Source organism: Pelistega europaea (assembly GCF_013133775.1).
Lineage (GTDB): Bacteria > Pseudomonadota > Gammaproteobacteria > Burkholderiales > Burkholderiaceae_B > Taylorella > Taylorella europaea.
Genome location: NZ_JABGBO010000005.1, coordinates 183,563 through 198,034, shown reverse-complemented (window position 1 = coordinate 198,034; position 14,472 = coordinate 183,563). Strand labels below are relative to the sequence as shown.

Annotated in this window: 12 protein-coding genes; 4 read left to right on the top strand and 8 right to left on the bottom strand. The window is 42.1% G+C overall.

The features are described 5' to 3' along the window. Nucleotides 1-94 precede the first annotated feature (94 nt). From HKX40_RS06210 to lpxK, 7 genes are all read right to left on the bottom strand, one after another. Nucleotides 95-898 (bottom strand): tetratricopeptide repeat protein, encoded by an 804-nt coding sequence (locus tag HKX40_RS06210; RefSeq protein WP_171588698.1) that lies wholly within the window; start codon nucleotides 896-898, stop codon nucleotides 95-97. Between the two features lie 142 nt (nucleotides 899-1,040). Then, complete coding sequence (gene murJ, locus HKX40_RS06205) at nucleotides 1,041-2,651, bottom strand: murein biosynthesis integral membrane protein MurJ (protein WP_171588697.1); 1,611 nt, start codon at nucleotides 2,649-2,651, stop codon at nucleotides 1,041-1,043. Nucleotides 2,652-2,991: 340 nt separating this feature from the next. Beyond that, complete coding sequence (locus tag HKX40_RS06200; protein ID WP_171588696.1) at nucleotides 2,992-3,750, bottom strand: 3-hydroxyacyl-CoA dehydrogenase; 759 nt, start codon at nucleotides 3,748-3,750, stop codon at nucleotides 2,992-2,994. Between the two features lie 130 nt (nucleotides 3,751-3,880). Beyond that, nucleotides 3,881-4,534: an adenylate kinase gene (gene adk / locus HKX40_RS06195; RefSeq protein ID WP_171588695.1), complete on the bottom strand. Its 654-nt coding sequence runs from the start codon at nucleotides 4,532-4,534 to the stop codon at nucleotides 3,881-3,883. A gap of 149 nt (nucleotides 4,535-4,683) precedes the next feature. Continuing rightward, nucleotides 4,684-5,454: a 3-deoxy-manno-octulosonate cytidylyltransferase gene (gene kdsB, locus HKX40_RS06190; protein ID WP_171588694.1), complete on the bottom strand. Its 771-nt coding sequence runs from the start codon at nucleotides 5,452-5,454 to the stop codon at nucleotides 4,684-4,686. 19 nt (nucleotides 5,455-5,473) lie between these two features. Next, nucleotides 5,474-5,644 carry a Trm112 family protein gene (locus HKX40_RS06185; protein ID WP_171588724.1) on the bottom strand — a complete coding sequence of 57 codons (171 nt, stop codon included), beginning with the start codon at nucleotides 5,642-5,644 and terminating at the stop codon, nucleotides 5,474-5,476. Between the two features lie 182 nt (nucleotides 5,645-5,826). Beyond that, a complete protein-coding gene (gene lpxK / locus HKX40_RS06180) occupies nucleotides 5,827-7,173 on the bottom strand; it encodes a tetraacyldisaccharide 4'-kinase (protein ID WP_171588693.1) in 1,347 nt (448 codons plus the stop codon). 814 nt (nucleotides 7,174-7,987) lie between these two features. On the opposite strand from lpxK, the gene xseA reads away from it, so the two are divergent. Next, complete coding sequence (xseA, locus tag HKX40_RS06175; RefSeq protein WP_246233606.1) at nucleotides 7,988-9,487, top strand: exodeoxyribonuclease VII large subunit; 1,500 nt, start codon at nucleotides 7,988-7,990, stop codon at nucleotides 9,485-9,487. A 47-nt stretch (nucleotides 9,488-9,534) separates the two neighbouring features. After that, nucleotides 9,535-10,116 carry a superoxide dismutase [Fe] gene (sodB, locus tag HKX40_RS06170; protein WP_171588692.1) on the top strand — a complete coding sequence of 194 codons (582 nt, stop codon included), beginning with the start codon at nucleotides 9,535-9,537 and terminating at the stop codon, nucleotides 10,114-10,116. Between the two features lie 151 nt (nucleotides 10,117-10,267). Here the strand turns inward: sodB and HKX40_RS06165 are convergent, their stop codons facing one another. After that, a complete protein-coding gene (locus HKX40_RS06165) occupies nucleotides 10,268-10,396 on the bottom strand; it encodes an entericidin A/B family lipoprotein (protein ID WP_216605184.1) in 129 nt (42 codons plus the stop codon). A gap of 370 nt (nucleotides 10,397-10,766) precedes the next feature. Between HKX40_RS06165 and HKX40_RS06160 the strand changes: the two genes are divergently transcribed. Then, on the top strand, nucleotides 10,767-12,839 hold the full coding sequence (locus HKX40_RS06160) for a PhoX family protein (RefSeq protein ID WP_171588691.1): 2,073 nt from the start codon (nucleotides 10,767-10,769) through the stop codon (nucleotides 12,837-12,839). Nucleotides 12,840-13,143: 304 nt separating this feature from the next. Beyond that, the gene (locus tag HKX40_RS06155; protein WP_171588690.1) at nucleotides 13,144-14,253 is read left to right on the top strand and encodes a high-affinity branched-chain amino acid ABC transporter substrate-binding protein; all 1,110 of its coding nucleotides are present in this window, start codon (nucleotides 13,144-13,146) and stop codon (nucleotides 14,251-14,253) included. Nucleotides 14,254-14,472: the final 219 nt, after the last annotated feature.

Genomic DNA, 14,472 nt, shown 5'->3' with positions numbered 1-14,472 from the left:
GAACTCCCCTTGGTAAATTGTTTACTTAATCACTAGGTTAATAATAGGCGGTATTCTACCTGATAATAGATATTTTTGGGGAGAAAATGTTTCCCTATGCTTTTATTTTCTGCGCCTGTTTTTCCCAATAGGCTGCTTCAGTGTCGCTTTGTGTGACAGCAATACCTTGTCGATACATCTCACTTAATTGTAATTGGGCTGGCTGGTAGCCTTGTTTAGCAGCTAACTCTATCCAGTAGCGTGCTTCATTACCGTCTTGCTCCACCCATAAACCTTGTAGATAAAGCATTCCCAAAAGATACTGCGCACGTAATTGCTGCTGGTGTTGAGCTTGTTTGAGGTAATCTTTTTCATGTGCAGTGACGGTGCTGCTAGCTCCGAAATAATCCATCAAACGAGGAATTTTAGTTGCCGATTTTTCTAATAAACGCTGCGTATTGGTAATATGTTCTGGTTGTTCTTTCCATTCTGCCGCATGCTGTAGGTATTGTAAACAGTAGGGGGAAGCAGCTTGTTTATCCAAACCATGAATGAGAATTTCTCCCCATACAGATTGGGCTAGTAGGTTACTGCGCAAAGATGCATGCTCAGCCCAATCGATAACTTGGCTGGTATATTCTGGATATTGAGCCAAATGTTGGTGGTAATAGTATGCCAGCAATGCTTCTGCTTGTATATGATATTGTTTTGCTGCTAAGGCTAGCCAACGTAGGGCGGCAGGAATATCCTGATTGAAATATCTGCCTTGTAGGTAATACAAGCCGATTTCATACTGTGCTTGAGCATCACCTGTTTGCGCTTTTTCCATTAGCATTTCCATTGCCATATCGAGGGCTTCGGGGCCATCTGGTTTTGCCATAATGAATTGCATGAGTTTGGAAAAAAGCGTTTTAAACATAATTGATTCCTCTAGTGTTGCCCTATAAAATCACGCCCCAGAAAATACACTACTGCTTAAGCAATAAGCCTGTCCTCTAGTGTTGCCCTACAAAATCACACCCCAGAAAATACACCGCTGCTTAAGCAATAAGCCAGTCCTTTTAGCGTTGCCTTGCAAAATCACGCAATCGAAAACCCATAATGAAAAGGGTTGCAAAATAAAGCACCATACTTATAGCTAGAATAACAATTAATGTTATAAGGCGGCTGATATTATTTAACCAATGGGTAGCTGTGCTCCATTGCCCCAGAAAGTGGGCAAGTTGTTGGTTTAAACTTAAACTATCTGTCATTTGCCAATCAATGTACTGTTGACTGAAATATAACCAAGCGGCAAGGATGAGCAGTGCAGGGAAAACTCGAGCAAAGAAAGGTAACCAGCGAGTATGTGGAATATAGGCTTGACGGCGACGTAATCCGATATATAGGCACAGGGCATTCATTGTTGCCCCCAAACCAATAGATAAGGACAGACCTGCGTGAGCAAGAAAAGGTACAAAGATGAGATTAAATACTTGTGTGCTGATTAGCACAACAATCGCAATTTTGACGGGGGTGCGAATATCTTGTTTGGCGTAAAAGCCAGGGGCAAGGATTTTTACTGATAAAATGCCAATCAATCCAAATGCATAGGCAATGACGGCGGTTTGTGTCATAGCAACGTCTTTGTGGGTAAAGGCCCCGTAGTTAAAAAGATTAGCGACAAGTCCTTCACTTAATAAGGACAGTCCTAGCACACAAGGTAAGCCTAATAGGAAAACTAATCGCAACCCCCAATCGAGTAATCGACTGTAGGCTTGTACATCTTCTTTGGCATTAGCAGCAGCAAGGCTTGGCAGTAATACGGTACCAATAGCAATGCCAAGCAGGGCAGTCGGGAACTCCATCAATCGGTCAGCAAAAGATAACCATGTCACACTGCCTGCCGGTAGCCATGTAGCGATATTGGTGTTGATTAGGATGGAAATCTGTGCCACAGATACCCCAAGAATGGCAGGTCCCATCAGTTTGATGATGCGACGAACATTGGGATCCTGCCATGCTGCCTTAAGCGAATGTCTGAAACTGGGGAACAGTCCAATTTTAGCTAAAGCCCCCCATTGGACAGCCAGTTGTAATACTCCTCCTATCATTACCCCAGTAGCCAAGGCATAGATGGGCTGGACAAATAATCCCAGTAAAAAGAAACAGGCAAAAATCATGGAGAGGTTAAGTAGCACGGGCGTAAACGCAGGAATTGCAAATTTTTTCCATGTATTTAATACACCAGAGGCAAAAGCGACAAGTGACATGCAGAGAATATAGGGAAACATAAGGCGTGTCATAAAAACAGCCTCATGAAATCCTTCTCCCTGGGTACGCATCCCCGTTGCCATAATCCAGACGACCACAGGAGCTCCAATAATCCCGATAATCGTAACTAACAATAAGGAGAAAAATAACACCATGGCTACATGGTCAAGGAGGGACTTGACCTTGTCGGGTGAGTGTTGTTCCTTATGTTCAGCAAGGATAGGGACAAATGCTTGCGAAAAAGCCCCTTCAGCAAACAAACGGCGTAATAAGTTGGGAATACGAAATGCAACCCAGAATGCATCGGTCAATGGACTGGCACCAAAGGTTCTTGCAATTAAAATATCGCGAATTAAACCTGTAATGCGAGAAAGAAGAGTAAGCCCACTAATCGTAGCGGCAGATCGTAATAAACTCATGGCATACTTTTGAAGATAGAAAGTGCTATTGTAAAAGATAAAGGTTTTTTTGACCATTTATCTGAGGGTTTTCTTGGTGAATTAGGTAAGAAAGGCGAAGAGTGTTATCGGTCACATAAACATCATGCACCGTTCGTTAGTTCTTGGTGAATTAGGTAAGAAAGGATGTTGCCCAGGCGATGCACAAAGGTTGTCAAAGGCTGGCAGAGTGTAAAAATAGACGTGGTGGAATTCGAATAGGTGGTGGGTTAGTAAAGCAGAAATAGATGTGGTGAAATTCGGAAAGGTGGGGTAGCAAACGCCCGATATATCGGGCGTAGCCTGATTATTTTACGTATCCCTAACGAGGTTGCAGACGAATAGCTCCGTCAATACGAATCGTTTCCCCATTAATCATGTCATTGGTCACAATACTATGCACTAATTTGGCATAATCCTCTGGTCTTCCCAGACGAGAAGGAAAGGGGATATTAGCCGCCAAAGAGTCTTGGACTTCTTGTGGCATACCAAACATCATAGGAGTACCAAAGATACCCGGTGCAATGGTATTACAACGAATACCAGAGCGTGCTAAATCACGTGCAATAGGTAATGTCATACCAACTACACCTCCTTTGGAGGCGGAATAAGCTGCCTGACCGACTTGGCCCTCATAAGCCGCCACAGAGGCAGTATTGATAATAATGCCTCTCTCACCTGTTGGCTCAGGAGTATTTTTTTCCATCGCTTCGGCAGCAAGGCGTAGCATATTAAAGCTACCAACAAGATTAATAGCGATAACTTTTTGGAATAAATCAAGGGGGTGTGCCCCTTGTTTGTTGGTGGTTTTGCAAGCAGGAGCAATCCCTGCACAGTTGATAAGTCCGAATAACGGTCCTAACTCCACTGCTTTAGCTACTACTGCTTTAGCATCGGCTTCAGAAGTGACATCACAATGCACAAAAACTTGCCCTAACTCTTGGGCATATTTTTGACCCGCCTCATCTTGTACATCGGCAATAACGACCTTGGCACCGTTGTCTACAAGCATCTTAACTGTACCGGCACCTAGACCAGATGCACCACCAGTCACAATAAATACTTTTCCTTTGATTTCCATGCTGTCTCCTGTATAAAACTTATAGAAAAGTGATATGTAATTTTTTCACTCTATGCATTAAAAACGACGCTAGCACCGATTTCTGATGGTAACGATAGCGTCGTTGATTCCAAAAAAGTACTAGCCTGCGTTATTTTAATGCATCAGCAATACGTTGAGTAATTTCTTCGACCTTGCCTACACCAGATACTTTAACGTAGCGAGGGGCATTGGTAGCATCTTGTGCAGCCCAGCTAGAGTAATAATCCACAAGTGGACGAGTTTGCTCTTGATAAACATCTAAGCGTTTACGAACAGTTTCTTCTTTGTCGTCATCACGTTGGATAAGCGGCTCTCCAGTCACGTCATCTTTACCCTCAACTTTTGGAGGGTTAAATTTAATGTGGTAGCTGCGACCGCTTTCAGGGTGAATACGGCGACCACTCATACGCTCAATAATGGCTTCGCTAGGGACATCAATCTCAACAACGTAGTCAAGTTTAATGCCGGCTTCTTTTAAAGCATCTGCTTGAGGGATAGTGCGAGGGAAACCATCAAAAAGGTAGCCATTGGCACAGTCGGGCTGGGCAAGACGATCTTTGACAAGACCGATAATGATGTCGTCAGAGACGAGTTTACCCGCATCCATCACCTTTTTGGCTTCGATGCCAAGAGGAGTTTGTGCTTTTACAGCAGCTCGCAGCATATCCCCAGTGGAAATTTGGGGAATACCATATTTCTGTGTAATAAAGCTGGCTTGGGTACCTTTACCGGCACCGGGAGGACCAAGAAGAATGAGGCGCATAATAATCTCCTGAATATTTAAACTACTATTATAAGAGTTTTTAGGATGGGCATATGAAAATTGAGGGTTTGTAACATTTTGAATGGTAGTTCCACTGAAATTTCCATTAAGCATGCACTGTTGTTGTGCAATGCTATGCCTCCTATGTGCTATGCAGCATTCGCAAAATAGGCACGAACTCGCTCCAAATCTTCAGTGGTATCAACACCAGGAAGAGGGGCTTGTGCTGTCTGTAGCACAAAAATTCGATAGCCATGTTCTAAAGCTCGTAACTGCTCCAAGGACTCCAGTTGCTCATATACTCCCATGCTTAAATGAGGATATTGCTTTAGAAAACCAACACGATAAGCATATAACCCTATATGATGCAGTGCAAAATGATTTTTGGGAAGTTGGGATTTATCCCTAGAAAAAGCATCTCTTGCCCAAGGAATAGGGGCACGAGAAAAGTATAAGGCAAACCCAGTGGCGTCTTTGACGACTTTGACAACATTGGGGTTAAAGAACTTTTCTGCCTCGGTAATAGGGTAAGCACAAGTTGCAATGGCGGCTTGTGGGTGGTTAATTAACGCTTGAGCTACTTGGTTAATGAGGGATGGGTCAAGCAAGGGTTCGTCACCTTGTACATTGACCACAATCATGTCATCAGAGAGGTTCAAACGAGTGACGACCTCCGCCAGTCTATCGGTGCCAGAGGGATGCTCTGCTGAGGTGAGCATCACTTCAAAACCGTGTGATTGGGCAACCGCTTGAATTTGCTTATCATCAGTTGCAATTAAAACGCGACTTGCTTGTGATTGATTTGCTTGTTGGGCTGTGCGAATAACCAGTGGCAAGCCATGTACATCTAAAAGCATTTTACCGGGAAGTCTGGTCGATGCTGCACGGGCAGGCACGATAGCAATAAAAGAGGCACTCATAAAAACCTTTTGAACTAGTTTAGCTAGCAGAAAGTGGGCGGGCTTGTTCTTTTAATAAGATGGGAATGCCATCTCGGATTGGGTAGGCAAGCTGTGCCTCATCAGAAATTAGTTCTTGTTTTTCTGCATCGTAGCGAAGAGGTTTTTTGCTGACAGGGCAACGTAAACTTTTGAGATATTCTGGATTCATCATGGTAAAGAGACCTATAGCTATAGCTTGACAAAGGAGAGTTAGTAACTCTCCCTTGGAGTAATAGCGAAAGACTAATTCATTAAAAACTGCCACCAGTATACCATGTACTGCTCTTAACATCCGCAGCTTTTACTATCGCGACTTAAGACTGCTATGCCTATTCAGCAATGTTACTGCTCTTAACAGCCACAGCTTTTACCACTGCAACAGCCTGATTTAGTTACGGAGATATTGAGTTTTTTGGGTTTGGGTGTGTCTAGCAACTGCACAACTTTCTCAAAAAAATCAGTGGGGTAAAATTGTGCCTTAACCTCAACAGCCCAGCAATTATCACCAGCAAATGAAAGGCATTTACTTGCATCTTTAGCGGTCATAAGTACTAAACCATCCTGAAAAGGAGTGAGATCAGACGCCTTAAAGGCATGGTGGTCATCAAAAGATTGGGTTTGTGAGGGTGTTAGACCGCAGTCGGCAAGTGTTTGGTAAAAACGTTGGGGGTTACCAATGCCTGCAATAGCATAACGTTTTTGTTGTCCATATTGTGTGATGAAGTCAGACAAAGAGAGTGTTTTTCCTGTTGAGAGTTGTCTGAGGGTAGTTGGTACCAAATACATGGTAATCGCTAAAGGATGTCTATGCACAGGTGTTGTATTTGTTGTGCGGGAAACCTCTTTAAAATCTCCAGTCTGTACAGATACGGAGGAGGGTGAGGTATTTGCTGTATGGCGTATTGCTTGAGACTCAGTAAATAAGTTAGCACTAGCTAGAGAGTCAGTCGGAGTTTGTTGTAAGGTGTTTTCCGGCTGTGGTGAGTGTGTTTCTTTCTCTAACAAGTCTTGAATTAAAGAGGGAACATCAGATAACAGGTTGTAGTTAGTGATAATAAAATCGACTGTTTTGAGTCTATCCACAGGCTCACGCAAAGGACCAGCAGGGAGCATTAACCCATTACCTACTCTGCGTGTATCTTGTACAACAATTTCTATGTCTCGAGCTAACCCATAGTGCTGTAAACCATCATCACTGATGATGACGGTAGTATCTGGGCATTCTTGTAAGAGTTTTTGAGCGGCTTTGGCTCGTTGAGGATGCACAGCAATAGGGGCATATTGAGCCAGTACACTAGGCTCGTCACCAATCCAAGAGGCTAGTGTAGCGGTTGGGTACAAGGCAGTTTCTTGATTTTTCTGTGTTTGAGCTGAGTGAATATTCACAAAACGAGCTTCTTTGCCAATAGGCACACCATAGCCACGACTGACAATACCTACTTTATGTCCTTTGGCTTGTAATGCTTGTGTTAAGGCAATCACTAATGGGGTTTTGCCCGTACCACCAACGAAAATATTGCCCACAACAATCACGGGAACAGGGGCTTGGTATGAGGGAGACTGTCCGCTGAGAAATTTAAAACGTTTCTTTTGGGCGTAATGAGAAGTTGCCTTGCTTAAAGGGGTAAGCAGTTGGCTCCACCAACCTTTTTTGAGCCATTGTTGCTGTACGTAGCGACTGAATACTGATAGAACCATAGGGATACATTGTTTAAATAAAAAGTCGATAAAGTAAATTGTAGAGCAAAGAATAGCAAGAGGCGAAAGAAACCCTACAGGAGAAATTAATTAGATTAGTGTTTTTTTCGTCAGTTATTCGCTGGTTAATGGATATGATTGATTATCAAAAATAGTTTTTAAAAAAGAACGATGTTTGAAAAAAACTGACTTCGCCTATGGGGGAGAGGCAGATAATTTAAAGTAACTTATGGAAAACATTAAGAAATATTTTGGGGGATAAAAGTTATCCCAAATTTCTGTGGATAACTTTGTGAAAAACTCATGCTATTGCAGTATTTATACAATTTACCTTGGTATTGCTTAAATAATATGCAATTTTTTTGAAATAATTTTTTTGTATTATAAATCATATGGTTATGATTATTTTTTTAGAAAAAAGTTTATCTTTAGGCTCTAATTGCCAGCAAAATGCTGTAGCTGATTGATTTTCTATTGCTTGTGAAAAAGTGATTGACTTTTTCTCTAAAAAAGAGTCTATAAAGCAAAAATTGATGTTACATCTATATGAAAAGAGTCTATAAAGCAAGAGTTGGAGTTAGATCTACATGATGGGAGGGGCTTTATCAGATTGTGCTGCAAAACCTCATTGTTTACGATGGGGATATAAGGCATGAACTGCAAAGCAGTTCTTGATTATGATAAGATTCAATTATCTATATTCCATTGAATTGATATATTCATCCGCAAAGCCTTTAGATTTGAACTCATGCCATACGAGTAATATCAGGCACTATACCATACGAGTAATACTAGGTACTATGCTATACGAGTAATGTCCCATACCATGCCATATCCTAACTTTAATACCCACGAATCTAACCAATCCAACGAGGTTATCAGCGTAGCACAATTAAACCGATACGTCTCACAAGTACTTGATCAGCAAGTCCCTATGCTATGGATTAAAGGCGAAATCTCTAACTTTACTGCGGCTGCTTCAGGTCATTGGTATCTTTCCCTCAAGGATAATAGTGCTGCCGTGAGAGGTGTGATGTTTCGTGGGCGAACTATGGGGGTGAACTTTCGTCCTCAAAATGGTGTAGAGGTTGAAGTGCTAGCACGTGTAACGCTCTATGAACCTCGGGGTGACTACCAAATTCAGATTGAGCAAATGCGTCGCGCAGGTTTGGGTAACCTTTATGAGGCTTTTTTGCGGATTAAAGAAAGGCTTAGTCAAGAAGGCTTGCTGGATAGTGCTAGGAAAAAACCGTTGCCTTATTTTATTGGTACTGTAGGCGTAGTGACTTCATTAGGAGCGGCTGCATTGCATGATGTCTTGACGGCTATTCGCCGACGGGCCCCTTATATACGAGTGATTGTTTATCCCAGTTTGGTGCAGGGACGAGATGCTCCTGCAGCCCTGATAAAGGCGTTGCAACAAGCACAAGCACGTCAAGAGGTGGATGTAGTGTTGCTTGTGCGAGGAGGTGGGAGTATTGAAGACTTATGGGCATTTAATGATGAGCAGCTTGCACGTACTATTGCTCAGATGACTTTACCCGTGGTAAGTGGTGTAGGACATGAAACCGATTTTACTATTGCAGATTTTGTTGCCGATGTACGCGCTCCTACACCAACCGCTGCTGCTGAGATGGTGTCTATTACTACACAGGCATGGCGAGAGCATCTTGCTCAGTATATGCAACGCTTGGGACGACAATTAGAACGTCAATTACAGACAAATAGTATGCGTGTGGATAGAGCCAGTGCTAGGCTAATATCTCCACAACAAAGGTTGCAGCAATTATCACAGCAACAACGTTTTTTGCAGCAACGTTTGCAACAAAGCATGTCACAGCTATTGCATGATAAGCAAAATGAGTTGACACAAGAAGTACGGGCATTGTATGCACACCGTCCACAACTTGCTCCTCATATTAGACAATTACGACAGTTGCAGCAGCGTATGGCATGGCTGTTGCCGCAACAAATAGCTCCTAAACAGCTACAGTTACAACAGTTACAACAACGATTAGCCAAGACCTTGAAGCAACAAATTTTGCCCCAATTATCTAAGGTGGAGCAGTTGCACCATAGATTGGTGAGAGCCATGCCCAAGTATCTAGCGATGCAACAGTCGCGTTTACAAGCAAAGTCAGAGGCATTGGTGGCTTACAATCCTCGGGCAATTTTAAAAAGAGGGTATTCGATTACCTATGATGCACAGTCTCACATTATTCGACAATCAAGTGACACTCAAGAGGGTCAGACCTTGCGAATAGAGCTGGCAAATGGTTCACTTGACGTTGTGGTTTTAGCTGAACAAAAGTGATTTCTCAAGTACAATGAGTAGCACGTATTTTTTATAAAGGAATGAAAATGACACATACTTTACCAGCATTACCTTATGCTTTAGATGCTTTAGAACCCCATATTTCTAAAGAAACTTTAGAGTATCACTACGGTAAACACCACCAAACTTATGTGACTAACTTAAACAATCTTATCCCTGGCACAGAGTTTGAAAATATGCCTTTAGAAGAAATTGTTAAAAAGTCTTCTGGTGGTGTATTTAATAATGCCGCTCAAATATGGAACCACACTTTCTACTGGAATGGTCTTTCTCCTAATGGTGGTGGTGAGCCTAGCGGTGCATTAGCAGATGCCATCAATGCTAAATTTGGTAGCTTTGCTGCATTTGTTGAAGCATTCAACAAGTCTGCTGCCGGTAATTTTGGTTCTGGTTGGACTTGGTTGGTGAAAAAGCCCGACGGTTCTGTAGATATTGTTAATACTAGCAATGCAGCTACTCCATTAACAACAGCTGATAAACCACTACTTACCTGTGATGTGTGGGAGCATGCTTACTACATCGACTACCGCAACTCTCGCCCTAACTATTTAGGTGGTTTCTGGAAAGTAGTTAACTGGAAGTTTGTAGAAGCTAATTTCGCTGCATAATTTATATGTGCTGATTGAGTTTTATACAGAACAAAGCCCCTCAACTTGAGGGGCTTTGGCATAGTAGGTAATCCAATCGATAAAACAACTTATCTACGCATTACCCACCCATGCATTAAACAGAATTTAGCTTTTTAAAGGATCTGCACAATTAAGAAGCTTGTTCTTCGATTTTTTCTCCCGCATTTTGAAGGTCTTTCCCAAACCCTTTGGTTGTCTCACATCCTACTAAGCCGATAGTTAAGCATAAAGCAAACAATGATAAAACGAGTTTTTTCATAATAAACCTCCTTAAAAGGTAACAAGGGATAAGAACCATTCTACAGGGAAATTGTTAAAAAGCAAAATTCAATATGAGGTCATCCTGTTACATTTAACTTCATAACTCTTTTAATAATGGGTAAATTTAGTCTTGGTTATCTTTATAACTATATGATTTATATGGTTATTTATTAATATTTTTTGTCATAGAGTTGTCATGCTATTGACGCAAAGCTGAAATATTCCCTCCCTATAATGTGCTACAACTAGGCAGCAGCTTATACCCACATATCATGAGTGCCTTCTAAAGAGGCCTATTCCCTTGATCCAGTTTAATGCAGCACTACAGGCTATGCCATGTGCTAAAAGCTATTTTATAGGAGAGAATAATGCAAGACTTTCTGGATAATGATGATTTTTCAACAAACCCTAGCCAGCAAACAACCTTTAATGAATTATTGGCGACCCAAATTTCTCGTCGTACTGTGCTGAAAACCGGGGCTGCCTGTAGTACCTTGGCGTTTTTTGGGGCTACGTTGACAAAAGCTGTTCAGGCAGCAACTTCTGCTGACCAGGCTCCAGTAGCTACCATGAGTTTTAAGGCAGTAGAGGCAAGTACTGGTGACAGAATCATCGTACCTGATGGGTATAGCTATCAGATTATTTCACGTTGGGGCGATCCATTGTTTAGTAACTCACCTGCGTGGAAAGGTGATGCGACAGAGGATTCTGCTGCACAAGCATTACAGGTTGGCGATAATCATGATGGTATGCGTTTTTTCCCTATAGATGGCAAGGCAGATGAGGGTCTTTTAGTTCGTAACCACGAATATATCAATCCATTGTATCTTTATCCTAAAGGGGTAAAGGTAGCTGGTGATGGCTGGAATGCTGATTGGGTGAAAAAAGGACAACGTGCTCATGGGGTTAGCGTCTTACATATTCGTCTTGAAAATGGTCAATGGCAACCTGTATTGGATTCTAAATATAACCGTAGCATCAATGCCTTAGATACAGAAATGGTAGTGGTTGGTCCAGCGGCAGGTGCGGCTGATATGAAGACAAAAGCCGACCCAACGGGTACTACGGTATATGGTACCTTTGGTAACTGTGGCAATGGTTATACTCCGTGGAATACTTATCTGACTTGTGAAGAAAACGTCACTGATTATTTTGGTAGTTTGCAAGAAGGAATCAAGGCAAGCAAGCATATGGAGCGTTATGGGGTGTCGACCAAAGCATCGTTAGAAGATTATCGCTGGGAGACTCATGATAAACGTTTTGATGTATCAGAAGAGCCAAACGAGTGGAATCGTCATGGTTGGATTGTAGAAATTGACCCTTTTAATCCTCAATCAAAACCTCGTAAACTAACAGCATTAGGCCATTTTAAACATGAAAATGCAGCTGTTACCATTAGCAAAGATAATCATGTGGTGGTCTATATGGGAGATGACCAACGTAGTGAATATATCTACAAGTTTATTTCTAAAAACAAGTACGACCCAGATAATCAAGCCGCCAATAGAGACTTATTGGTGGAGGGCACTCTTTATGTGGCACAGTTTCTTGATGGGGATGTCAAGGGAGACTTAAAAGGAGAGGGTAAATGGATTGCCTTAACCCTAGATACCGTTGGTACGAATGGTAAAAAACTGGGTGAGACATTTAAAACCATGGGGGATTTACTTGTACATACCCGTGAAGCGGCAGATTTAGTTGGGGCTACACCCATGGATAGGCCAGAGTGGATTGCAGTACAACCTCATACCAAGGAGGTTTATGTGACATTGACCAATAATAGTGACCGTGGTACTGATAAAAAGCGTAAAGGTATGGATGGTGTAACTCACCCAGGTGTTGATGATGCCAATCCACGAGTGAAAAATCCCTATGGTCAAATTGTGCGTTGGAACGAGAAAAATGCTGATGCTAGCGCCACTAGCTTTACATGGGATGTCTATCTACTTGCTGGTAATCCTACTGTTCATGCAGCAGGGGATTTAATGGCTGGAACTGACAATATCACACCACAGAATCTTTTCAATAGTCCAGATGGTCTAGCGTTTGATGGTGATGGCCGTATCTGGATTGAGACAGATGGTAACTTCTCTAACAAGGGTGATTTTGAGGGTATGGGTAATAATCAAATGCTTGTTGCTGTGCCTAAAACAGGAGATCGTACAGGGGAAATTCGTCGTTTTATGGTCGGACCGTCTGGTTGTGAAATTACAGGGATTACTTTTACGCCTGACTACAAGTTTGTGTTTGTGAATATTCAACATCCAGGTGAATATGGAAAGCATCCTAGGGCTCCAAAAGATGTGGATCCACAAGAGCAACCGCTAGTCTTTTCACAATGGCCTATGGGTGATAATGAGGATAAGCATAATAGTGGTGGACGTCCCCGTGCCGCGACTGTGGTGGTTTGGCGTAATGATGGGGGTGTTGTAGGGGCATAGTTCCAGATTTTTCTGGGTATGGTGTGTACCTGATGGGTATACAATCACGCAGGAATATGTGTTGTGTACTGACTATCACTATGAACTGTTGTGGTGCATGATAGCCAGATTAACAGACTTGTCGAATAATCACTATTGCATTGTTATACAGGATAGAGTGGGTTTTTCTAGATCCACTCTATTTTTTTAAGGTTTTCGCTACTATACATTTAAGTGTAATTACGTTATTCTTTTTAGAACTTTGGTATGATATTGGCTATTTTAGTCATATTCTCAATAACACTTCATGATTAGGGAGACTTACATGAGACGTCGTTTAACCTCGTTATGCTGCGCATTAGGGCTTGTGTCTGTTGCATCACCCTCCTATGCAGATGTGGTTAAAATTGCCTATGTAGGACCACAGACAGGAGCAGTAACCCAGTACGGTAATATGATTCGTGATGGTATTTTGACTGCTGTAGAGCAGGTGAATGCAACTGGTGGTATCGACGGGCATACTTTTGAATTAATGTCTGTTGATGATGCCTGCGAGCCTAAACAAGGACCTATAGTGGCTAATGCACTTGTTAACCAGAAAATTAAATTTGTTATCGGTCCCGTTTGTTCAGGTGTGGCTTTAGGTGCTGCCCCTATTTTTGATGAACAAGGCATTTTAATGATTGCACCGAGTGCAACAGCAGCAGAAGTGACCGATGGCAAAGACTATCGTTTTGTTTTCCGTGCGATTGGTCGTAATGAGGAGCAAGCAAATAAAGCAGCAGAATTTATTGCCAAGGGACATTATCAGAAGATTGCCATCCTCCATGACAAACGCTCCTATGGTCAAGGTATGGCACGTGTGGTGCGTGATGATTTAGCTAAACTCAATGTACCTGTCGCTATCTTTGAAGGGATTAGTGTAGGAGATTCTGATTATTCTTCATTGATTACTTCTCTTAAAGCAAAGGGCGTTGATTTTGTTTATTATGGTGGTTATCACCCCGAGCTTGGTTTGTTGCTACGTCAAGCCAAGGAGCAGAATTTCAGACCTACTTTTATGGGGGCTGAGGGAGCTGGTAATCTTGAGATTAATGCCATTGCCGGGGATGCTGTAGATAACTTACTGGTTACTTTACCGACAGACTTCTCTGGAGAGCCAGCCAATCGCACTGTTGTGCAGCAATTTAAAGCCAAAGGGCGCGATGCTTCTGGAGCTTATCAGCTTATGGCATATGCAGCGACTCAAGCTATTATGGAGGGAATCCGCAACACACATAGCATAGATCCTGCCAAGGTTGCAGATTGGTTGCATGCTAATACGGTCAAAAGCGTTATCGGTGACTTAAGTTGGAAACCATCTGGTGACTTAACCAACTTCAAGTTTGAAGTATTTAAATGGCATAAAGATGGAACCAAGACCTTAGTAGAGTAAAGAAGACTATTGTGAGTAGATTAAACTACTTGAAAAGGTGTTGTTAGTTGCTATGTTAAGCAGCTTGTGTCAAAGAGGTGGCTCAGATATGAGCCACTTTTTTTGCCTAAAAATAGGATTTTAATTCAAAAGGATGTGAGGATTATATTAAAGCAATAGGCTGTTATCCTTTAGTTTTGCTATGTCATAGGGCAAGCAGGAATCAAAAATGTTCGCTTA

What these genes read in the sequence shown, in the direction of transcription:
- HKX40_RS06210 (WP_171588698.1), bottom strand. Translation starts at nt 898, where the DNA reads ATGTTTAAAACGCTTTTTTCCAAACTCATGCAATTCATTATGGCAAAA.
- murJ (WP_171588697.1), bottom strand. Translation starts at nt 2,651, where the DNA reads ATGAGTTTATTACGATCTGCCGCTACGATTAGTGGGCTTACTCTTCTT.
- HKX40_RS06200 (WP_171588696.1), bottom strand. Translation starts at nt 3,750, where the DNA reads ATGGAAATCAAAGGAAAAGTATTTATTGTGACTGGTGGTGCATCTGGT.
- adk (WP_171588695.1), bottom strand. Translation starts at nt 4,534, where the DNA reads ATGCGCCTCATTCTTCTTGGTCCTCCCGGTGCCGGTAAAGGTACCCAA.
- kdsB (WP_171588694.1), bottom strand. Translation starts at nt 5,454, where the DNA reads ATGAGTGCCTCTTTTATTGCTATCGTGCCTGCCCGTGCAGCATCGACC.
- HKX40_RS06185 (WP_171588724.1), bottom strand. Translation starts at nt 5,644, where the DNA reads ATGAATCCAGAATATCTCAAAAGTTTACGTTGCCCTGTCAGCAAAAAA.
- lpxK (WP_171588693.1), bottom strand. Translation starts at nt 7,173, where the DNA reads ATGGTTCTATCAGTATTCAGTCGCTACGTACAGCAACAATGGCTCAAA.
- xseA (WP_246233606.1), top strand. Translation starts at nt 7,988, where the DNA reads ATGTCCCATACCATGCCATATCCTAACTTTAATACCCACGAATCTAAC.
- sodB (WP_171588692.1), top strand. Translation starts at nt 9,535, where the DNA reads ATGACACATACTTTACCAGCATTACCTTATGCTTTAGATGCTTTAGAA.
- HKX40_RS06165 (WP_216605184.1), bottom strand. Translation starts at nt 10,396, where the DNA reads ATGAAAAAACTCGTTTTATCATTGTTTGCTTTATGCTTAACTATCGGC.
- HKX40_RS06160 (WP_171588691.1), top strand. Translation starts at nt 10,767, where the DNA reads ATGCAAGACTTTCTGGATAATGATGATTTTTCAACAAACCCTAGCCAG.
- HKX40_RS06155 (WP_171588690.1), top strand. Translation starts at nt 13,144, where the DNA reads ATGAGACGTCGTTTAACCTCGTTATGCTGCGCATTAGGGCTTGTGTCT.